Annotated in this window: 17 protein-coding genes and 1 tRNA gene; 12 read left to right on the top strand and 6 right to left on the bottom strand. The window is 60.6% G+C overall.

Annotated features, from left to right (window positions below):
* The first annotated feature begins 253 nt into the window (after positions 1–253).
* A complete protein-coding gene (locus BRA49_RS10430; protein ID WP_292385859.1) occupies positions 254–508 on the top strand; it encodes a DUF2795 domain-containing protein in 255 nt (84 codons plus the stop codon).
* Between the two features lie 140 nt (positions 509–648).
* On the opposite strand, the gene BRA49_RS10425 is transcribed toward BRA49_RS10430, so the two are convergent.
* From BRA49_RS10425 to BRA49_RS10415, 3 genes are all read right to left on the bottom strand, one after another.
* Positions 649–1137, bottom strand: coding sequence for an SAM-dependent methyltransferase (locus tag BRA49_RS10425; protein WP_292385858.1), 489 nt, complete (start codon positions 1135–1137; stop codon positions 649–651).
* Positions 1138–1422: 285 nt separating this feature from the next.
* Positions 1423–1507, bottom strand: a tRNA-Leu gene (locus BRA49_RS10420).
* A gap of 87 nt (positions 1508–1594) precedes the next feature.
* On the bottom strand, positions 1595–3298 hold the full coding sequence (locus tag BRA49_RS10415; protein ID WP_292385856.1) for an AMP-binding protein: 1704 nt from the start codon (positions 3296–3298) through the stop codon (positions 1595–1597).
* Positions 3299–3424: 126 nt separating this feature from the next.
* Here BRA49_RS10415 and BRA49_RS10410 point away from each other — a divergent pair, with 126 nt between their 5' ends.
* The gene (locus BRA49_RS10410; RefSeq protein ID WP_292385855.1) at positions 3425–3979 is read left to right on the top strand and encodes a TATA-box-binding protein; all 555 of its coding nucleotides are present in this window, start codon (positions 3425–3427) and stop codon (positions 3977–3979) included.
* A gap of 627 nt (positions 3980–4606) precedes the next feature.
* Here the strand turns inward: BRA49_RS10410 and BRA49_RS10405 are convergent.
* From BRA49_RS10405 to BRA49_RS10395, 3 genes are read right to left on the bottom strand one after another with little or no spacing between them, the layout of a single operon-like run.
* Positions 4607–7336 (bottom strand): DEAD/DEAH box helicase, encoded by a 2730-nt coding sequence (locus tag BRA49_RS10405; protein WP_292385853.1) that lies wholly within the window; start codon positions 7334–7336, stop codon positions 4607–4609.
* A complete protein-coding gene (locus tag BRA49_RS10400) occupies positions 7284–8045 on the bottom strand; it encodes a metallophosphoesterase (protein ID WP_292385850.1) in 762 nt (253 codons plus the stop codon). The genes BRA49_RS10405 and BRA49_RS10400 overlap by 53 nt, the downstream gene beginning before the upstream one ends.
* Before the next feature lie 6 nt (positions 8046–8051).
* The gene (locus BRA49_RS10395; protein ID WP_292385847.1) at positions 8052–8822 is read right to left on the bottom strand and encodes a hypothetical protein; all 771 of its coding nucleotides are present in this window, start codon (positions 8820–8822) and stop codon (positions 8052–8054) included.
* Positions 8823–9006: 184 nt separating this feature from the next.
* Between BRA49_RS10395 and BRA49_RS10390 the strand changes: the two genes are divergently transcribed.
* The 10 genes from BRA49_RS10390 to BRA49_RS10345 all read left to right on the top strand — a co-directional run bounded on the left by BRA49_RS10390 (position 9007) and on the right by BRA49_RS10345 (position 20393).
* On the top strand, positions 9007–9975 hold the full coding sequence (locus tag BRA49_RS10390; RefSeq protein WP_292385861.1) for a replication factor C small subunit: 969 nt from the start codon (positions 9007–9009) through the stop codon (positions 9973–9975).
* 11 nt (positions 9976–9986) lie between these two features.
* Positions 9987–13166, top strand: coding sequence for an LAGLIDADG family homing endonuclease (locus BRA49_RS10385; RefSeq protein WP_292385845.1), 3180 nt, complete (start codon positions 9987–9989; stop codon positions 13164–13166).
* A 97-nt stretch (positions 13167–13263) separates the two neighbouring features.
* Positions 13264–13434, top strand: a complete 171-nt coding sequence (locus BRA49_RS10380) for a hypothetical protein (RefSeq protein ID WP_292385843.1) — start codon at positions 13264–13266, stop codon at positions 13432–13434.
* A gap of 527 nt (positions 13435–13961) precedes the next feature.
* Positions 13962–14735: a hypothetical protein gene (locus tag BRA49_RS10375; protein ID WP_292385841.1), complete on the top strand. Its 774-nt coding sequence runs from the start codon at positions 13962–13964 to the stop codon at positions 14733–14735.
* Between the two features lie 340 nt (positions 14736–15075).
* The gene (locus BRA49_RS10370; protein WP_292385839.1) at positions 15076–17097 is read left to right on the top strand and encodes a DUF2298 domain-containing protein; all 2022 of its coding nucleotides are present in this window, start codon (positions 15076–15078) and stop codon (positions 17095–17097) included.
* Positions 17098–17731: 634 nt separating this feature from the next.
* Positions 17732–18355, top strand: a complete 624-nt coding sequence (locus BRA49_RS10365) for a hypothetical protein (protein ID WP_292385837.1) — start codon at positions 17732–17734, stop codon at positions 18353–18355.
* A gap of 34 nt (positions 18356–18389) precedes the next feature.
* Complete coding sequence (locus BRA49_RS10360; protein WP_292385836.1) at positions 18390–18698, top strand: hypothetical protein; 309 nt, start codon at positions 18390–18392, stop codon at positions 18696–18698.
* Positions 18699–19045: 347 nt separating this feature from the next.
* Positions 19046–19477 (top strand): hypothetical protein, encoded by a 432-nt coding sequence (locus BRA49_RS10355; RefSeq protein WP_292385834.1) that lies wholly within the window; start codon positions 19046–19048, stop codon positions 19475–19477.
* Positions 19478–19481: 4 nt separating this feature from the next.
* On the top strand, positions 19482–20057 hold the full coding sequence (locus BRA49_RS10350) for a hypothetical protein (protein ID WP_292385832.1): 576 nt from the start codon (positions 19482–19484) through the stop codon (positions 20055–20057).
* Between the two features lie 114 nt (positions 20058–20171).
* Positions 20172–20393 (top strand): type II toxin-antitoxin system HicB family antitoxin, encoded by a 222-nt coding sequence (locus BRA49_RS10345; RefSeq protein ID WP_292385830.1) that lies wholly within the window; start codon positions 20172–20174, stop codon positions 20391–20393.
* The last annotated feature ends 73 nt before the right edge of the window (positions 20394–20466 follow it).

Below are 20466 nucleotides of genomic sequence, written 5' to 3'. Positions count from 1 at the left end.
CCCCTTGAACCCCGGATCTGTAACCGGAAAGGTTCAAAACCCCCACTCCAGGCTGCCTTCAAGGCCGGCCGGGGGCCCGGGGTCAGGCCTGCTCGCTCGATGCCGGCCGGCACCACCACTGGCTCAAAATGCTTTACAGCCGGATTGACGGTTTTTTGGTATTACATCACAGCAACATTTTTATTCACCGAGTGTAATGTGGCGGAGGCGTGTCCCGACTATGCGGGATGCCGTCAGATAGGTGGTGAGAACTATGGCAGAAGAAAGACCTTCAGTTAAAGGTGGAATGGCATCTGCGGCGCAGGCTGCATCCGTTGAAGAACTGAGTGCATCTGCGTTCCAGAAGTATCTTGGAGGCATGGACTACCCTGCCGGGAAGCAGGACCTGATCAGCCATGCCAGAAAGAACAATGCGCCCGATGCGGTGATCCAGGTCCTTGAGATGTTTGGGGACAAGACCTTCCAGTCCGCAGCAGAAGTGAGCCAGGAGTTTGGCAGGGTCAAATAACTCTTTTTTTGAGCGTTTCAACAGCGCATGTGGGATTATCAGTGGGAGGCCACTCCCGGGGCGTCCGGAATGACCGCGAGGCCCGGGGATCTCCCGCCGGCAGGAGTTGTCAAAGAGGGGGAACGCGGGGCGGCCTGCCCTCATTCCTCGAAGGTGAACTCCGCCGCCCAGTCGAACCCCCGGTTGTCTTCGTACCACTGCGGCCAGTGGGAAGACCAGGCAGGGACGCTTACACCGCGTACCCGTTCGGTAGCCGGAAGATAGGGCTTGATGTCCAGCACCGGCGTGCGATCGTCGGCATCGATGAATGGTACCTCGATGGTGCCCGCTGCGGCATCGATGCCGAGCACCGGAACCACTGAGAGCGCGATTGGATTTGGCCGGACCGGAGACCGGGTGGCGAAGATCCCGATCGTTTCGGGGCCCTTTGTGTAGGGCTTTCTGCAGACCGTTTCCGATCGGCACCCTGCCGTATCGACCCGGTCACACCACCAGAGTACGAGTATGTGGCTGAATCCATCGAGGCCCAGGAGCGCGGGCCGGAACGGTTCGGCGATCTCGATAGAGAACAATTCCTCGTCGGCATGCACGGTGCCTATCGGTTTTACGGTGAATGTGCGTCTCTCCATACCGGTAACCTTCCCTGAGCGTGATGCCGAACCGGCAGAAAACGGTCGCCCGCGCGATGCAGCATTCTCCCGCTCAATGCAATGGTAGGCACACCAGGACAAAAAAGGCTTGAGTCCGCCCGGGGTCAGGGTTCGGCTTCTTCCGACCGGGGCGATGGGAGAACCGGCTCTCTCCGGCCTTCGTATTACAGGTCCGTTCCAGAAAAGGACGAGCTGCCCGATCCGCCCGGTGAGCGAAGATAAGATCAGCGGTTCCCGGGTTGAGATGATGATCCAGAAGAAGAATGCGAGAGGCCGGATTCGAACCGGCGAACTCCTACGAGACCAGGCCCTGAACCTGGCGCCTTTGACCTGGCTTGGCAACTCTCGCACGAAATTATGGCGGACCTATCGCCGCTGACCCGGCCCGACGATCCTCGCGCCTGATACTATGGTATCTTCAACAAAATAAATGTAATTACTCCCCGCCCTCTCCGGAGGGCCGGGAGGCATGGGAATTAGTATCCATGAACCGCTGTAACTCCATCTCACGGAGTTCGTACCGCTTGATCTTGCCGGAGATGGTCTTTGGGAGTGACTCCACGAACTCGATCTCGCGGGGGTATTTATAGGGCGCTGTCACCCGTTTCACGTGCTTCTGGATATCCTTGACCAGGGATTCCGAGGGCCGATACCCCGGTTTCAACACGATGAAGGCCTTGACGACCAGTCCCCGGATCACGTTGGGCGACCCGACGACCGCGACCTCGTGGACGGCCGGATGCTCCAGGATCGCACTCTCCACCTCGAACGGTCCGATACGGTATCCGGACGACTTGATGACGTCGTCGTCACGCCCCATGAACCAGAAGTAGCCGTCCTCATCCATCCGCGCCTTATCGCCGGTGTAGTAGAACCCGTTCCGGCAGACTTTGCTGGTTTCTTCCTCGTTATTCAGGTAGCCGCGGAAGAGCCCTACCGGGCGCGGGTTGAGTTTGATTGCAATGCGACCCTCCTCCCCGACACCGACCGGGTTCCCGTCGTCGTCGTGGAGTTCGATCTGCCAGCCGGGCGCCGGCCTCCCTATGGAGCCGGGTTTGCACTTCATGCCGGGGAACGTCCCGATGCAGAGCACCGTCTCGGTCTGGCCGTAGCCTTCGTAGATCGTCCTCCCGGTTCCCTCCTGCCATGCCCGAATCACCTCGGGGTTGAGCGCTTCACCGGCGCTGCAGCAGTGGCGCAGGTCGGAGAGATCGAACTTGTCGAGGTCGGCGAGGATCAGCATCCTGTAGATCGTCGGGGGGCAGCAGAACGTCGTGATCCCGTACTTCTCCAGCAGCGGCAGGATCTCGGTCGCGTGGAACCGGCCCCGTATGTCGTAGACGAAGATGCACGCGCCGACGATCCACTGGCCGAAGAGTTTCCCCCACGCGCTCTTTCCCCAGCCGGTATCGGAGAGCGTCAGGTGGAGGTCGTTTGGACGCAGATCGTGCCACACGCGCCCGGTGACGAGATGCCCGAGCGGGTAGGAGTGGTCGTGAACCACCATCTTCGGCTCGCCGGTGGTGCCGGAGGTGAAGAAGATCAGTAACGGGTCCGTTGATTTGGTCCGGTGCATACCCGGGAGGTTCACCAGTTTGTGCGAGCAGGGCGCGGGGTAGTCGAGCTCGACGGGGTAACTGACCCATCCGTCCCTCACGCCGTCGATCATGAGCCGGACCGCGAGCGTGGGGCACTCTTCCCGGATCTCCTCGACCTTATCCGCATGCTCGGCCATGGTGATGATCATCTTGACCTCGGCGGCCAGGATGCGGTACTGCAGGTCTTTTGGGGTCAGCATCGTCGTTGCGGGGCAATACACGGCGCCGAGCTTGATGAGCGCGATGACGAAGATCCACCACTCGGGTGTCCGGGGGAGCATCAGCATGACCCGATCGCCTTTCTTGATGCCGTATTTTATGCAGATGTTGACTGCCTGGTTCGAGAGGCGCATGAGGTCGAAGAATGTGTATTTCTTCTCGTTTCCCTTCTGGTCCACCCAGATCATGGCGAGTTTGTTCCGGTCCTTCTTCGCCCATGCATCAATCACGTCGAAACCGAAGTTATAGTATTCAGGGACGTCTATCTTGAAATTCGCGCAGAGGTCTTCGTAGGACACTGGTTTTTGTTCATCATCTGCCATAACGTGATCATAAAGGTTGCGCGTTCATAATTTAAAGAATTCACGAAGTTGAGGAACACTCCAGATTCGGAATGGGCATAAAGATTATCCATTAGTATTATGGTCCAAAAAATGATACTCATATCGATGGATGAGAAGGGATACGAGTCACTGAAAGTTGAGAACATCGTTGCCTCCGGGGTGATTGCCGACTCGATCGACCTCGAAAAAGTATCTGAAAAAATTAAAAACTGTGAACTGAATACCAAGCGTTTCCCCGGAGCGGTTTATCGTATTGAGAAGCCAAAGATTGCATCCCTGATATTTTCCTCGGGAAAAGTGGTGCTCACCGGTATCAGGAACAATCCGGACCTTCACGATGGTCTTGAGATCATCATGCGTTCGCTCAGGGATGCCGGTATCGATACGTACGATGAGCCGCAGGTCGCGGTCACGAACATCGTCTGTTCGTATGATATGGGCAGGTACATCAATCTGAACAAGGTGGTCATCACTCTCAATCTCGAGAATATCGAGTACGAACCCGAGCAGTTCCCGGGGCTCGTCTACCGTATCGAAGATCCGAAGATCGTCGCCCTTCTCTTCAGTTCAGGTAAGATCATCCTGACCGGTGGAAAGACTATCGAGGATATCAAGAGAGGACTCGATTTCCTGGAGCAGCGGCTCGAAACTATAATGTGAACTGTTTTCCCGTAATTTTTATTCCAGCAGAGGGGGGGCCGGGGGCCTCATTATTTTTGATCGGGCATGGTCGGGCTGTCAGAACTTCCTGCCGGTGTGTGCCGTTGGACTACCCGGGCTCAGGTTGGGCTCCGTTGCATCCACCTCCGATGACGCTCGGGGCCCTGGCGTGCCACCGGCTTCACTCGATAGCGTTGTTCTTGAAGTGTCGCGACTCCCATACACGGATTTCCAGTGGATATCGCCCCGGGGGGAAGGGGCTGACGGGGAGTGCGATGGGTGGAATGCCCGGAGTTCGAGCACCGGAGGTGCGAGGTGCGAACGTAGTGAGCATGAGAAGACCGGAGGTCTTCGAGGGCGGTCTCCCCCTCCCCTGTTCCCATCTCACCCGCACCTTCGGTGCTCCTGCTCTGTTCCCGTTGGAACATCACACCCTGCGGCCCATCGCCGCTCGCACCTCCGGTGCTCGAACTCCGGTTCTATGAACTGTCGCTACTCGAAAACGCTTCGCGTTTTCTCAAGCTCCGGCCCCGAAACCCTCCGGTTCTATGAACCGTCGCTACTCGAAAACGCTTCGCGTTTTCTCAAGCTCCGGCCCCGAAACCCTTTGGGTTTCGGGCCCGTCGCTCACCAGAACCGATGCGTCTTCACATAGTTCCGCTCGGCTTTGAGGATCTCCCGGTAGAAGGCGTCCCCTTCGGAGAGGGTCGCGAGGATCCGGGACGCTGCCTCCGGGCCAACACCCTTCGCGGCGAGGGCGGTCACCGCCTTCTTGCCGCTGGAGAGGACGATGTTCGCGTTCCGGAGGAATCGAATCTCGATCGCTCGTTCTTCCTCGGACTTGTCCTTTTTCCTCATAGCAGGAATGAGCTGCTCGTCCCAGGGTTTTAACGCCGCGATGAGGCGGGCGCTGCAGAGCGGGCACTGCGGGCGGTCGGGGACCCGCTCGACGACGGTCCGGCTCTTCCACTTCCGGCAGTTCATGCAGAAGAGGACGACGTTCTCCTTCTCAAGGCGCCGCATCAGCGTCCCGATAACCGCCTGGTCGACCATCGGCGGCGGGATCATATCCCGCGAGGAGGAGAGCCCCTTGCTCCCGAGCGGGCTTAACCGCCCGGTGGTGACGGCGATCCGGCCGTCGCGGAGGCCTGAGAGGATCTCCTGCGCCGCATCCACGTCCATCGAGTTGCTGAAGAGCTCACGGTAGGCCTCGGACGCAATGACGGTCCCGTCGAAGAGGTCGATGAGCCGGTGAATGCTGAACCGCTCGTAGTCGGCATCCGCATCGATGGCGCCGAACTTCTTTGCCACCTGCACCAGTTTCCACTTGAAGAGCGCCGTCCGTTTCAGGGCGAGTTTCAGGATCCCCGGGAGATGCGCAGGTTCGAGCGCGGCTATGGTCTCCTGCACCTCCAGTGAGCGGACGTTATTAGGCAGGCGGAGGAGGAACCGGTAGGCGCCGACCTCGATCCCGACGGCCGTCCCGTAGCGGGCTGAGAGGAGGACCGAGAGCGCTCGGGCCAGTGCTTCGTTCGCCTTATGCCCCCCGCAGACGTTGCAGACTACTCCCTCGTCCGTGTTCTCGATGGTGACAAGTTGGTCCGAAGGGACCGGGTAGTTGCCCTCGTCCATCCGGGCAATCCACCGCTCCGCGTAAGCGATGGCGGGAGGGAGATCCGAGTACCGGTCGAATGTCCGGGTCCTCCGGAGCGCCCCGACCTCCCGGGCAACGGCGAACGGCACCGGGATCTGCTCACCTTCCCATGACGGGACCTCCCCCTTCGCCTTCGTGGCCGGCTCGACCGTGATCTTGCCTCCCTCCATATCGAGCACCCGCCAGAGCTGGCCCTTGGTGATGAAGACCGCCCCGGTGTGCATCCACCCGAGGACGAACGACTCGTCGAGCGTCCCGACCGTCCGGCGCGAGACGATATCGAAGATCTCCATCTTCCGCTCGTCGTGGATCATCGAGAGGTTCTCGATGAGGTAACGCCGGGCCCGTCCCGTCCGGATGATCCGGGTCCCGTCGAGCCGGATCAGCCGGTGCTCCGCCATCTGGCGGCAGACATCGTCAAGAAGTGGCCCGCACCCGGTAAAGACGCCCGACCGTTCGATCATCTCCCGGACGCGGGAGACCTCGATCTCCCCGTACTCGACCGCGATCGCCGCCACCTGGTTTGCCAGGACATCGGCGGCGTCGGCGGGCGGGACGATCCGCTCGCACTCGTTCGCTCTTGCCCGACGTGCGATCACGAACGACTCCAGGAGGTCGTCAAACCCCGTCGCAAGGACGGTGCCGCGCGAGATGGTATCGAGGTGGTGGCCGGCCCGGCCGACCCGCTGCACCAGGCGCGAGACCTGGCGGGGCGATCCGAACTGGACGACGTGTTCGATATGCCCGATATCGATCCCGAGCTCCATCGAGGATGTGGCAATCAGCGTCCGGATCTCGCCCATCCGGAACCGCTCCTCGGCGTCGACCCTGACGTCCCGCGAGAGCGAGCCGTGGTGGACCTCAACGTCCCCGCGGGGATAGAGCTGGTGGCCGAGGGCCTCGGCGGTCACCCGGGTGTTGACGAAGACGAGGGTCGAGCCGGGCGCGTCCAGGCACTTCCCGACGGCCCGTGTCTGGGCGGCGAAGTCTTCCCCGGCAAACCGGACGCTGATGTCGAGGCTGTTCGCCACCGGCACCTCGACGAGCGAGAACGGTCGGGACCCGCAAAGGAACCGGCCAATCTCGTCGGGATTTCCGACGGTCGCCGAGAGGCCGATCCGCTGGAACTCCCCCGTGTAGGCGGCCAGGCGTTCGAGCCCTACCGCGAGTTGCGCTCCCCGCTTGCTGTCGGCGAGCTCGTGGATCTCGTCGATGATGACGTACCGTATATGCCTGAGATGCTCCCGGAGGCGTTTGCCCATGAAGATCGCCTGCAGGGACTCCGGCGTGGTGATGAGGAGGTCAGGCGGGTTGAGCGCCTGCTTCCGCCGCTCGTTCTGCGGCGTATCCCCGTGCCGGACGCCGACCGAGAGCCCGAGTTCCCGGCACCACCACTCCATCCGGGTGAGGATGTCCCGGTTTAAGGACCGGAGCGGTGTTACGTAGAGCGCCTTGAATCCCGGGCCGGTGGTCTCAAGGAGCCGGTCGAAGACCGGGAGCATCGCACTCTCAGTCTTACCCGTGCCGGTCGGTGCCACCAGGATGAGGTTTCTGCCTTCGAGCAGCAGCGGGATGGCCTGCTCCTGGGCCTCGGAGAGCCCGGTAAATCCGCGCCGCCGGGCGACCTCCCGCACCCTCGGATCGAGGAGGTCAGCGGTCGTCTGCGGGGCAGAGCGTGGCCGGGGAGCCGACGTATGTGCCATCTGCTAAAAACACCTCCGCAGTCGTTCTGTTTATGCACCGGGAGAGGGGGCCGAGCCCGCTCTTCTGCAGCCGCTGGATATCGATCCCGCCCGCGAACTCGTTGAAGGCCGGGACGAAGAGGAGCCGGGTGCGATCTCCAGGAGGCGCCTCTGCCCCCTGTAGGAGGCACGGCCCGTCGATCCCCGAGTAGAGGTAGGCCGGCCGGGCGCGTGCGGCACACCCGACGGTATCTATCAGGGAGACGACCGGGTGGTGGTGGCCGAGGACGATGAGGTGACCGAAGAGTTCGGGGGCGGGATGGGTGTGGCCGTGGAGGTAGCCGACACCGTCGACGAGCGCACCGCCGGGGGGCAGGAGTTCACCTGGCTCGAGGAACCGCCCGATACCCCCGTCATGGTTTCCAGGGGCGACGGAAATCGGTACGTGGTCGCGGAACGTCTCAAGGACACCGGGGAGTTCCCGGTACTCCTGCCTGCTCGTCACCGGAACGTTGTGCTTGACGTCGCCGAGGAGGAGGAGGAGGTCGGGCTCTGTCTCCTCGATGCAGGCGACCACCCGGTCGACCCGGGCGGCGCTCCGGCTCATGATGTGGACGCCGTGACGTTCGAGGCCCGACTCGATCCCCATGTGCAGGTCGGCGACGACCAGCACGCGCCGGTCCTGCTCGACCAGAAGGGCCGGGCCGCTCTCAATAAAATGCAGGTGCATATTGTGTCAGATACGTTTGATCATGCCCGATGCGGGCTGGTAGCATTCCCCTTCGGCGAGGAGTTCTTCGAGCGCCTGCTTCGCGTCCCGTGCGGAGAGGCCGGCCCGCACCCCGGCGGCGACGGCGTCCTCGACCGCGATGCCCCGGGCGCCTCCCTCGTCCACGAGGGCGGCAAGGAGGAGGTCTCGCTCGACGACCGGCGCGATCTCATCGGGGGCGGTATCGGGCCGGACGCTCTCAAGCGCCGTCCGAACCATCCCGGCCATCTCCCGAAGACCCTTCTCTGTGGTGTCGTAGAGCCGGAGGACGGTCGCGGCCCGCTCGTCACCGCCGTCCCGGAGAGCCTTATCGAGCGTTTCGAGCCGGTCGAGGGTCGCGCCGGCGGTCGAGAGCACCCAGAGGTCGCGGACGGTGCGGTTCACCACGTTGATAGCCTCGGCGTCTACCGCTGCATGCGCTCTCTCGCCGGTTCCGGTGAGCGTCGCCCGGCCGGTGACGGCGACGAAGGCGGGCGGTTCGATGCGGTCGAGCGTCTCGACCGCGTCCGGGCGCTGCCAGTCCGCCGTGATCCGGAACGTCCCGGTGGGGTCGGCGATCCGGGCCTGCATCAGGTCGCCGCTTCCCTTACGCTCGGTGAGAGCCCCGACGATGAAGAGGCGGCGACACCAGGCGCCGGCAGGCGTCACCACGTATGAGCCGTCCCGGCCGCCCCCGGCGTCCACCGTGTGCCGCGCCGCGGAGAAGTCTCGTGCAAATACCCGTTCTGCAGGTTCCATGCGTTTCTGTCCGTTCCGAAAGGAGTCCTGGTCCCGGGGTACCGCCGGGTCGGAACTCCACACGAACTCATGGTATTTCCATAGAGTTCTGTACCTATTTTATTCACCTCAACCCTCTAAAAAGGATCACTGGAGAGAGGATAACGATGCTTTTACGATGCACGAGCGCCAATACCCTATGCAAATGGACGACAACCACACCATCTGGATAGAGAAGTATCGGCCCAGAAGACTCGACGAGATGGTCGGACAGAAGGATATCGTGGTGCGTCTTCAATCGTACGTGAAGACCGGCAACCTGCCGCATCTCCTCTTCACGGGCAGCGCGGGGATAGGAAAGACGACCGCTGCGGTGGCGCTCGCGCGGGAGTTCTTCGGCGACTCCTGGCAGATGAACTTCCGGGAGATGAACGCCTCAGACGAGCGCGGCATCGACGTCGTCCGGAACCAGATCAAGCAGTTCGCCCGGACGTCGCCGCTTGCCGGCGCGACGTTCAAGATTCTCTTCCTCGATGAGGCGGATGCGCTCACGACGGACGCCCAGGCGGCTCTCAGAAGGACAATGGAGACCTACGCCCGGACCTGCCGGTTTATCCTCTCGTGCAACTACTCCTCGAAGATTATCGACCCCATCCAGAGCCGGTGCGCCATCTACCGGTTCAGGCCGCTAGATAGGGAGGCCGTCATCGAGGAAGTTCGGCGGATCGCGGCAACCGAAGGCCTCACCGTCACGGAGGGGGCGCTCGACGCCATCGTCTACGTGGCCTCCGGGGATATGAGGAAGGCGATCAACGCCCTGCAGGGCGCTGCCATCATCCGGCCCGCCATCGACGAGGAGACGGTCTACCAGATCACCGCGACGGCACGTCCGGCGGAGATCGACGAACTCCTCGACCTCTCGATAGCGGGAAGATTCGATGAGGCCGAGCTGGCGCTCAGCGAACTGACCCGCGGCCGGGGCATCGCCCCGAACGAACTGATTAACCAGTGCTACCGGGCGCTCGTCCAGCGCGACATCGACCGGACGCTCAAAGTGAGACTGATCGATGCCCTCGGTGAGACCGACTTCCGCCTCTCGGAAGGGGCAAGCAGCGACATCCAGATGGAGGCGCTGCTCGCCCGGTTCGTCCTCGCTGCAGGGCAGAACCGGTGAGGATTCCAGCCGTGGATGAAGAGGTAACCGTCGAAGTCACCGACAACGTCGGTGAGTGGACGAAGTTTTTAAAGAAACAGTACAAGCGGGAGCTCGCCGAGCTCTCCCGCGAGTATCCCCATAATCGGTCGCTCATCATCGATTACCGCAAGATCCTGAACAACAAACTGGCATTCGAGCTCCTGCGGAACCCCGGCAAGGTCATCGGGGATATCCGGGACGCGATCGTCCAGAACAAACTCTTAAAACTCAAGGACAGCCAGGACCCGGAGCAGCTCAATATCCGGTTCACGAACCTGCCGCAGAAGACCGACGTCCGGGACATCAGGGCCGATCAGATCAACACATTCGTCGGCATCGAGGGGATCCTCAGGAAGACCACGGAGGTGCGCCCCCGGATCGTCAGCGCGGTTTTCCGGTGCCGTTCCTGCGGAAAGAACACTGAGCCGGTCCCGCAGGGCTACGGGCGGTTCGATGAGCCCGACTTCTGCCCGAACTGCGAGAGGAAGACCCGGCTCGACCTGATCATGAACCGGTGCCGGTTCGTCGACGCCCAGAAACTCCGGATCCAGGAGTCGCCCGAGGGGCTCCGGGGCGGCGAGCAGCCCCAGACGCTCGATATCGACGTCACCGACGACCTCACCGGGATGGTCTCGCCGGGCGACCGGGTGGTGGTGAACGGCATCCTGCGGTCGGTGCAGCGGGTCAACTCCGGCCAGAAGAGCACGCTCTTTGACATCTACCTTGAATGTAACTCGATCGAGATCGCCGAGAAGGAGTTCGAAGAGGTCTCGATCACCGAGGAGGACGAGGCGAAGATCATGGCACTCGCCCGTGACCCGATGGTCTACAAGAAGATCGCCCGGTCGATCGCGCCGACGATCTACGGGACCGACGACGTGAAGGAGGCGATCGCGCTCCAGCTCTTCGGCGGCATCGCGAAGGAGATGCCGGACGGCTCCCGCCTCCGCGGCGACGTCCACGTCCTCCTGGTCGGCGACCCGGGTATAGCAAAGAGCCAGATATTGCGCTACGTCGTAAAACTCTCGCCCCGTGGAATTTACACGAGCGGGAAGTCGTCGACGTCCGCCGGGTTGACGGCGACGGCTGTCAAGGACGAGTTCGGCGACGGTCGCTGGACGCTCGAGGCCGGTGCGCTGGTCCTCGCCGATATGGGTATCGCCGCCGTCGACGAGATGGACAAGATGGCGAAAGAGGACCGGAGCGCGCTGCACGAGGCGATGGAACAGCAGTGCTACGACGACGAGACCGAGGTTCTCACGGAGAGTGGGTGGAAACTCTTTCGGGACGTAACCGCAGACGATCGCGTCGCAACCCTCTCTCCCGACGGCAGGCTCGAGTACGCATCCCCGTCCAATTTCGTGGTATCAGAGTACGACGGAGAGTTGTACTACGTCAAATCGCGGCAGGTTGACCTCGCGGTCACGCCGAACCACCGGATGTACGTCAACCTGAATCGGCGCGCCGACGAGTGGGAGGGGTTCCGGTTCATCCGCATGGACGAGATCCCCATCCACAAGCGGATGCGGTTCAAGAAGAACGCCGTATGGACAGGAGAACGGCAGGAGACCTACGAGATCCCGCCCGTCGTCAAGTTCGCGAACCAAAACGCCGAAGGGAGGCTCACCGAACCCATCCTCGTCAGGATGGACGACTGGCTTGAGTTCCTGGGCTACTTCCTCTCCGAGGGGTCGGTCCAGCGGCACTCCAGGACCGGGGTCCCCTACCGCGTGATCGTATCTCAGACGAACCCCGAATCAGCCGAGACAATCCGGCAGTGTCTCGAACGGCTGCCGTTTAACTTCTCCTACGACGGCAAGAACTTCGCGATCAGCGCAAAGCAACTTGCGGAGCACCTCGCGCCGTTCGGCAGATGCCACGAGAAATACGTCCCTGATTATGCCAAACGGCTCCCCCCGGAGCAGATAGTGATATTGCTCGACGCGCTCATGCTCGGGGACGGTTACGTCAACAAGACGACCGGGGTCTCGATCTACACGACCTCCTCAAAGAGGCTTGCCGACGACGTCACCGAACTCCTGCTGAAGAAGGGGTGGTCCGGGAACGTCCATCTCATGCAGGAGGCCGGGACCGCCGCGGCCAATCCGCGGGGAGGGACCACGACCACGACCCACGATATCTACCAGGTGACCTTCATCCGCGACGGCCAGAACGAGCCGAACATCAACACAAACGGGCAGCGGCATATCGAGAAACGGCTCTACAAAGGGATGATCTACTGCCTTGAGGTCCCGAATCACACCCTCTATATCCGGCGAAACGGCATCCCGATCTGGTGCGGCAACTCGATCTCGGTCGCAAAGGCCGGCATCACCGCGACCCTGAAGTCCCGGTGCGCCCTCCTCGGCGCGGCGAACCCGAAACTGGGGAGGTTCGACCAGTTCGTCCCGATCGGGGAGCAGATCGATATGCCGCCCTCGCTACTCTCCCGGTTCGACCTCATCTTCGTGATGACCGACCAGCCCGAGGCCGAGCGCGACGGGGCGATCGCGCAGCACATCATCAAGACGCATTCCGTCGGCGAGTTGATCAAGCAGCACGCCTACACGCCGCTGCCCGACGTCGATGAGGCGTACATCGAGCGGGCGCTTGCGCCCGTCATCCCCGACATCGACCCGACGCTGCTCCGGAAGTATATTGCCTATGCGAAGAGGACCTGCTTCCCCATCCTCTCCAGCGGTGCCCAGGAGGCGCTGATCGCCTACTACATGCGTCTGCGAAACCTCGCGAGCGGGAACAAGCCCGTCCCGGTCACCGCCCGGCAACTCGAGGCACTGGTCCGGCTTGCGGAGGCGAGCGCACGGATGCGACTCTCCAACACCGTCGACACGGAGGACACCGACCGGATCTTAAAGATCGTGGACGCCTGTCTCCGGCAGGTCGCCTACGACGCCGAGAGTGGGAGTTTCGATATCGATAAGCTCGTGACCGGGGTCACGAAGTCGCAGCGCGACATCATCCGGTCGGTCAAGGAGGCTATCCGGAACGTCTCCGGCGACTCCGGCGGCCAGGCGAGGGTCGATGAGGTCATCGATATCCTTGTGCAGCAGGGCTTCTCCCGCGACAAGGTCGAGCATACCCTCGAGCAGCTGAAACGGGGCGGCGAGGTGCTCGAGCCCCGGCACGGGCTGGTGAAGCTGATCGGGTAGGCTGCGACCCCGGCGGTGCAGGTGCCCGATCTTCACCTGAATACCCATCCGCATGAACTTCACGTAGGTCGCGGCGAAGAAGGCCGCAGGGAAGACAATGAGCGCGGCGATGTTCATCCAGACCCGGCCGAAGGCGTTGGCAAGCCCGGATCACTTCCTACACCTGTCCATCCGCCTGCGTCTCGCCCGGGAGAACCTCATCGCCATACCCCGTATCCAGGATCTACACAGGAGGATGAGTGGAAATGGGAGATACAGCGACGGTTGATGATGCCGGGCGGCCCGGAAGCGTTCCGGTGCGAGGCAAACCCCGCCATCTGCGGTGCCCCGCCCGTCCTTTCTCCTATCTGCTCGGGGAAGGGGCCGCGATCAAGAACCCTTTCTCTGAGTCGTCCCGACTTCTGGCGGGCTATGTGACGATCCGGAGCGTGGTGGTCCCCTGCCCCCGACGCGGTCAATGTACTTACTGTCGTTAGGCGAGGTCACTCTTGCAGGACTTAACCAGATGAGACAGCCTCTCTCCTGTATCCGCATCCCACAGGGCGGGATGGATCGCCCCACTTCTGCAAACAACCGATAGACGTGTAGAGAAATAGGACAGAAAACATAAATGTCCAAACGTTCAGGTTACTGTGCGGATGTTCAAAACAGCGTTTGCAAAACCGCGGAGGCTCACCCAATCCGTCCAAGGCCGGATGAACCCCCCACTACCCGAAGGCAAGAGATAAGTTTGCACTCCTTGTATTTTAGGATTGTGTCTCCTTTGCCTCCGGTAATATACAGGAGGAAAAACTCATGAACGGAACCATCGGAATGCGGGCACTCTCCATGCTCTTCGCCGTGCTGCTGGCGAGCATGGGCGTCGTGACGGTGGTGAGTGCGAGTGAAGAAAATAGCGGGAACGCACCCCTCACCGGTATCGATGCGCCGATAACCATCACCGTCACCTCCCCGACCGACGGAGCTGAGGGCTGGATCGATGTCGTTCCGCCCCACGTTGCGGTTCTCGGCAAGATCGATGCCCCATCCGGCATACGGAGCGTGGTTGTTCAAAGCGAGATAGGGGAAGTTTCGTGCGGGAACGAAACGACGTTCGCGTGCTCCGTGCCGGTCTCTAAAGGGGAGAACAGGATCACGGTCATAGCGACCGACAACCTCGGAAACCGGGCCGAAAAAAGCCTGAACGTGACCATCCACAGCGGAATACCTCCGCCGCGGGCGATCAACGTTTCGGGCAGGGTGACGGACCCTGAAGGCAACCCGATTCACAACGCATCCATGCGATTTGAATCGGTCTTTGAGCTGGATGACGAACCCCTCTCGGTGACGAACACAACGGGAAGAGACGGCAGGTATCTGATCGAAAAAGCAATCGGGTACGATCAGACCATCATCGTTCAGAAAGAGGGCTACCTCCCCCTCCAGCGCGAGATAATTTTTGAAAACCTGACGAACGAGCTCGATCTGGAGCTGGAGCCATCCGGGAAGGAGGTTCCGGGATTCTGTCTGCAGGCAGGTATTATCGGGATATTGGGAGCGTTATTGGTCCTTCAGGGCAAGAAAAAGTGATATCGTGCTTGTTCCTGTGCAGGATGCCCCGTCCAACCTAACAGATTATTCGAAACGATGGACACCGCAGATCGTGTCTCTACCGCCACTCCACCGTCTCCGCCGGCGCTGGCTGTCCCCCCCAAACCGGTAGAACGTGAGATCACGGCAGAACGCATCCCACCAAGAGTGGAAAAGGGAGAACCGGGGAGAACAGTGTACGACCGGGTGCTGCTTTCCGGCGAAGCGTACCTGCCCGAAATGATTCAAACTGCTGGCGCAGCCCCCGAAACGGAGAACGACCTGCAGATGCCGGGTGCCGCCTCCCCGTCGGGTCTCGCGGGGAAGGAGGCGTGACCGGATGGACCTGCTTGCCTTCTTCGTAGTCCTCGAAGTAATAGGTCTCCTTTCGTTTCCGATAGTCCGGACCCTGGCCGGGAACCTGCGGGACACCGGCTACTCGCTCGCCCGGCCGGTCGGGATCGTCATCGTCTCCCTCGTTGCCTGGCTGCTCTCATCCCTCCGGCTGGTCACGTTCGCCGCAGGCGTATATATCGGTCTGTTCGTCCTCATTGCTCTGGCCGCGCTCGTCGTCTACCACCGCCGCGACCTGAAGATAGAGAGGGGACTGCTGGTGCAGGAAGGACTGTTCGTCGCGACGTTTCTTCTCGCGGCACTCTTCCTCATGCAGAAACCGGAGATCTACTTCGGGTACTCCGAAGACTTCATGGATGCGGCGTTTCTCCAGTCCCTGTTGCGGACCGATTTCCTGCCGCCCGCCGATCCCTGGTCCGCGGGCATGAGCCTGACCTACTACTACTTTGGACACCTGACCGCCGCCGTCCTTATCGCGCTCTCCGGGGTGCAGGCTGCCGTCGGCTACAATATTGCCGTTGCCGCCTTCTTTGCCATGGGCGTGCAGACGGCATTCGGCATCGGGCTCAACCTGACCGAGCGGTACCTGTACGGGTTCGTTGCAGCGTTTCTCACCATGGTTTCCGGTTTTCCGGCAGGGTTTGTACACCTGCTGGCGTATGTGAGCGGAACGGATATCCTCCAGTTCCACACATTCTCAGGATCGCTCCCTGAATGGCTCTCCTCCTTCGACTTCACGGCCGCGACAGGCGTGATTCCCCATACGATCACCTTTTACCCGTTCTATACCTTTCTCCAGGGAGACCTGCACGCCCATTTCGTATCGATTCCTTTCCAGCTGGCCCTCGTCGGGCTGTGCCTCGCATTCTCCAGAAACTTCTCGTGGGCGACCTTCGCAACAGCTCTCGTCACCGCCGCATTCCTCGTCGGCGTGAATGCCTGGAGCCTTCCCGCCAGTCTCTTCCTCTGTGCCGGGACGGCCTATGTCGCGACAAAGAAGAAAGCATTTCTCTTCGTCATCGGGCTCGCGGGCTGCATCTTCGCAGCATCACTGCTCACGGGGCTGGTCGGCGTCGTCGATCCCGGCCAGAGAACGGATATGACCGGTTTCCTTCTCATATTCGCTGTCTTTGCCTTCATGGCGCTTGCATACCTGATCGACCTGCATACATTTTCCAGAAAAGATATCTTCGCGGCGGCCGTGGTCGTCGGCGTTGCGCTCGTCGCCTGCTCACTGAACTTTCCGCTGGCGGTACTGCCGCTTCTCGCCCTCCCGTTCTTCTATCGTGCATGGTTTAACGACGAGTACCCGGCCATGCTCGCCGGTATCGCCCTGCTGATGATTGTTTTCTGCGAGGTCTTCTTCATCAACGATGCCTACGGCCAGCCGTTTGAGCGCCTGAACACCGTGATGAAGTTGTATCTTCAGGCGTGGGTGTTCCTGGGGGTGGCGTCGGCGTACTTCCTCTCCCGGATACGAAGCAGGGTTCTGGTGGCGGGAGCGGTCGTCCTGATAGCTGTTGCTGCTATTCATCCGGTTGGATCGCTCATAGCCATGCCCGGCGCAGGATACATGGGTGGCACCGGAACGCTGACGTTTGACGGGGCAGCATGGCTCAAAGAGCAGAAACCCGACGACTATGCCGCACTCTGCTGGCTTGGAGAGACGGCGAAGAGCGGAGATGTGGTCCTGGAAGCCCCCGGGGACGCGTACACCTACTCGTCGCGGGTATCGGCTTTCACGGGGCTTCCCACGGTTATCGGGTGGCGTACCCACGAAGTAATGTGGGGGCGGGGATGGGAAGAGATCGAGCGACGGTCTCTGGACGTCGACCGAATGTACACGGAGAACCCGAAAGCGCTCTTTGCGAAGTACAATGTACGCTACATCTTCGTCGGAGAGACGGAGCGGGTGAAGTACGGGAGCGGCCTGAAAACGCTTGCGGAGTGCGGGGAAGTCGAGCCGGTATACTGGTCGGGACCTACAATCGTGTACCGGGTATCATGAGCGACGGGCCTGGCGCATAGTACGCATTACTCGATCGATTGCGGCCGGCAGGAAAGCCTCTCATCGCGGCGGACTTCCACCGGCAGAACCGGATCACTTCCCGTATCCATCGTCCTGCTCCGGCTTGAGCACCCTGTCGAGAAGGAAGAAGAACTACCTAGCACCCGGGGTACCCCGTTCTCCCCTCCTCCGGGCAATCGCGCTCGTCGGCATCGTTTTCCCCTCCTCTCCATCAGGGAGCGGCGGCGCACGCCGAAGAGAACGGACCGATGACCGATCCAATCCCGCCGCGAGAACGACCTCTCTCCTGTATCCGCATCCCACAGGGCGGGATGGATCTCCTCACTTCTGCAAACAGCCGACGGACGTGTAAAGAAATAGGACAGAAAACATAAATGTCCACACATCCAGGTCATTGTGCGGATGCCCGGAACGCGCTCGCAAAACGGCGGAGGCTCACCCCATCCGTCCAAGATCGGGCGAGCTCCCCACTACCCGAAGGCGAAAGAGCGGTTCGCATTCTATGTACTTAGGGTTGAGCCTTTTTTGCCTCCGGGAACTACAGGAGGAGAGCAAATGAACGGGAATATCGGAACGCGGGCTCTCTCCCCGATGATGCTTCGGTGATGTACGCATGAAGATTGATACTATTGCCAAAGAAGAGTTGTGGCGTTCAGTTGCAACCTTTGGGGTCTCGCTTATCGTCACCGCTTTCATCATCACAACAGACTACCTCCCATTGCCATCGTTTTTGCTCTTACCCCTGCCATTGACGATCGCTGCAGTAGTCGCCTGCGTTATGGTGTGGTATAGACGAAAAGAAGGCCTGAACGACCCCAGTCCAGCGAATATCCTTCGCCATGCGCTTCGACTGGGGAAGCACGAAGAAAGGAAGACGGCACGGAGAAGAGGCATCGTCGAGAAGGTGATCGATGCCGCCCTTCTCGTCACGGTCTTCCTGATCTACCTCTACGCGTCCCTTGCATATTCCATCAACCAGATCCTCTGGCTCCCTGTCCTTCTCATCGTCGCCCTGCTCCTGACGCGCATCATCTTCACCGATGGCGGCGAGCGCCGCGTCACTTTCACGCAAGGAGTTGTCTTCTACCTCGGAGCAGCCGGGATCGTTCTTCTGCGCCACCTGGCACTGGGGCATCCCGTCCTTCCCCTTCTCCGGGGGATCGCGCTTGTTGGTATCGTTGCTTTTCCCATCCACTATGTCTGGGAAAGGCGACGCACACCGGAGGGAACGGATTGATGGTTGAGAGAGGGGCTGCGGAGTGGGATGTCTTATGCTGAGATCGTTCAAACTCTTTTTTACCTTTTTGACCCTTTTTATAGCCGCTACGATCATCCGGTTCGGCGCTCTGATCAGGTATCCGGAATACATAGATCCGGCGCACCTGTTATCATCGATATTGCTTGGGCTGGCCGTAATCCCCCTAGTCCTCCTGGTCATGCTCTCACGTTTCGTCACCGCCAAATTTGCCGCTGCAGGTCTCAGCCCTCGCACTATACGTTTGTACGTGATCATAACCTCTGCTCTTTTAGCTGTTATGACGTTCCTGGAGACCTATTATGAACGGCCGTCGCTGTTGTGACGGCGGAGGAGCCGCTATGTTAAACGGATTGGGGGTCTCCTTACCATAGCCGTTGTTTACCTTTTGTGGAAAAGAAGTGCAATGCGAAGAAATCCTCACGCGAACGCAGAGCGGGGGTACGATAATCCGGCAAGGCACTCTCTCCGCAAACCCCATTTACCCGGACGATGCTCGCCTGTATCTGAATCGCCGACTGTGGATAGGCTTGCCTCGCCATGAAAAAGTCTCTCTTCCCCGCCCACGGCCCCCAGGGCAGGATCGATCGTCCCGCTTTTGCGAACAGCCGACGGACGTGTAGAGGGAAGGGACAGAATTTATAAATAAACCTGCGTCGAGGCTCTTGTACGATGGAGCCGGGCCCAGATAAATACGATAAAGAACCTGGATTCATATTCGGGCTTCTGCTGGTCATCATCTGGATTGCTCTGTTGCTCTTCGTTCAAGGCGCCCTCTTTCCGCGCCAGGTATTCACGCAAAACCCATTCACCGCCTGGCTTACCCTTGGCCTCATCCCGTTCGTCGTAATGATCGGGGACCACCAGATATACCGCCGGGAACTGGGCGGCATCGAGGCCGTTCGCAGCGTGATCGGACTTAAGAGCAACCTCCTGGGCTTTTTGCTGTGGTTCCCCGTTCTCGGGATATTGTATCTTGGAGGCTACGCCCTTCCCTATCAGGTCAACGGGGTGGGTGGTCTTCTTACGATCCTCGTTCTATATCTGGCATGGGACTGGAGCGCAACACGGAGAAAGCCTCACCCGAACATGGAGCAGGGGTGATCTGATGAGGCTCTCACTCTCCGCAAACTTCCACCGCCTCTACGAACACCTCTCTCAAAGCCGGTTGCGCTTCGCAATCCCACCGCTCGTAGCGGTCATCGCGTGGGCCGTCTGGGTCGTTGTCGCCAGCATCGCCTCAGGTCATCCAGAGCCCGTACCGCTCTTTGCCCTCCTCACCCTCTTTCTGGTGATCCTGACCCTTGCAATTGCGGGGGCCGCCACGCCGTTCCCGCTTGTTGCAGGCGTCCTCTCGTTTCACGGGCGAATACAGACGATGCTCGTTACCGTCGCAGCAACGGCTCCGCTTGTAATCGCTCTGTTCGTAACCCCGCACCGCTGGAAAGGCGAGCCCCCGCTGCTCGCGGACAGGCTGCCGCTTCTCGGGTGGTTCTTCGACGGCATCATGAACGTCCTGCCGCTCGCGGAAGGCACATTAGCATACAGTCTGGTGTTTTCCGGGTTCACGCTCCTCGGGTTCTACCTCGAGTGCGTACTGGTCGCTACCATCTTCTACGCTATTCTTCGGGTGGTCATCTTCCTCCGCCGCCCGAACTCCGGGGGCGGGGGTAACGCGGAATGAAGCCGGGGCATGCCCGGAACGAACCCGGAGAAATCGGGCTAAAGTATATCGCCGGACAGGTCAAATATCACCCTGATCGCCCCTGCTCAGATCGAATAGAGGGGGGATGAATCCATGAAGACCTTAAAGATCATCGTCGAGAAGCACCCGGACGGCTATGTCGCCTACCCCCTGGGTCTGAAAGGCACTGTCGTCGCAGAGGGGGACACCTACGAAGAAGCACTTGCCGAAGTGAAGTCTGCCATACAGTTTCACATAGAAACCTTCGGGGACGACGCGTTCGAGAACGACGACATCATGGAGACCTTCGTTGCCGAAGTCGGCATCCAAGTCTAACGTCGTGCGGTTATCGACGACTTGTTTCATGCTGCCCGCTCCTCTCCTGGATCTCTCCATATCCTGCTGACTC

This window comes from Methanoculleus sp. UBA430 (assembly GCF_002506585.1).
In the GTDB taxonomy this organism is placed as follows: Archaea; Halobacteriota; Methanomicrobia; order Methanomicrobiales; family Methanoculleaceae; genus Methanoculleus.
The sequence above is the reverse complement of the archived record's forward strand: the minus strand, read 5'-3'. Positions and strand labels throughout refer to the sequence as shown.

What these genes read in the sequence shown, in the direction of transcription:
- BRA49_RS10365 (WP_292385837.1), top strand. Translation starts at nt 17,732, where the DNA reads ATGAAGATTGATACTATTGCCAAAGAAGAGTTGTGGCGTTCAGTTGCA.
- BRA49_RS10425 (WP_292385858.1), bottom strand. Translation starts at nt 1,137, where the DNA reads ATGGAGAGACGCACATTCACCGTAAAACCGATAGGCACCGTGCATGCC.
- BRA49_RS10350 (WP_292385832.1), top strand. Translation starts at nt 19,482, where the DNA reads ATGAGGCTCTCACTCTCCGCAAACTTCCACCGCCTCTACGAACACCTC.
- BRA49_RS10375 (WP_292385841.1), top strand. Translation starts at nt 13,962, where the DNA reads ATGAACGGAACCATCGGAATGCGGGCACTCTCCATGCTCTTCGCCGTG.
- BRA49_RS10360 (WP_292385836.1), top strand. Translation starts at nt 18,390, where the DNA reads ATGCTGAGATCGTTCAAACTCTTTTTTACCTTTTTGACCCTTTTTATA.
- BRA49_RS10410 (WP_292385855.1), top strand. Translation starts at nt 3,425, where the DNA reads ATGGATGAGAAGGGATACGAGTCACTGAAAGTTGAGAACATCGTTGCC.
- BRA49_RS10355 (WP_292385834.1), top strand. Translation starts at nt 19,046, where the DNA reads ATGGAGCCGGGCCCAGATAAATACGATAAAGAACCTGGATTCATATTC.
- BRA49_RS10370 (WP_292385839.1), top strand. Translation starts at nt 15,076, where the DNA reads ATGGACCTGCTTGCCTTCTTCGTAGTCCTCGAAGTAATAGGTCTCCTT.
- BRA49_RS10430 (WP_292385859.1), top strand. Translation starts at nt 254, where the DNA reads ATGGCAGAAGAAAGACCTTCAGTTAAAGGTGGAATGGCATCTGCGGCG.
- BRA49_RS10395 (WP_292385847.1), bottom strand. Translation starts at nt 8,822, where the DNA reads ATGGAACCTGCAGAACGGGTATTTGCACGAGACTTCTCCGCGGCGCGG.
- BRA49_RS10380 (WP_292385843.1), top strand. Translation starts at nt 13,264, where the DNA reads ATGAGCGCGGCGATGTTCATCCAGACCCGGCCGAAGGCGTTGGCAAGC.
- BRA49_RS10400 (WP_292385850.1), bottom strand. Translation starts at nt 8,045, where the DNA reads ATGCACCTGCATTTTATTGAGAGCGGCCCGGCCCTTCTGGTCGAGCAG.
- BRA49_RS10390 (WP_292385861.1), top strand. Translation starts at nt 9,007, where the DNA reads ATGGACGACAACCACACCATCTGGATAGAGAAGTATCGGCCCAGAAGA.
- BRA49_RS10345 (WP_292385830.1), top strand. Translation starts at nt 20,172, where the DNA reads ATGAAGACCTTAAAGATCATCGTCGAGAAGCACCCGGACGGCTATGTC.
- BRA49_RS10415 (WP_292385856.1), bottom strand. Translation starts at nt 3,298, where the DNA reads ATGGCAGATGATGAACAAAAACCAGTGTCCTACGAAGACCTCTGCGCG.
- BRA49_RS10405 (WP_292385853.1), bottom strand. Translation starts at nt 7,336, where the DNA reads ATGGCACATACGTCGGCTCCCCGGCCACGCTCTGCCCCGCAGACGACC.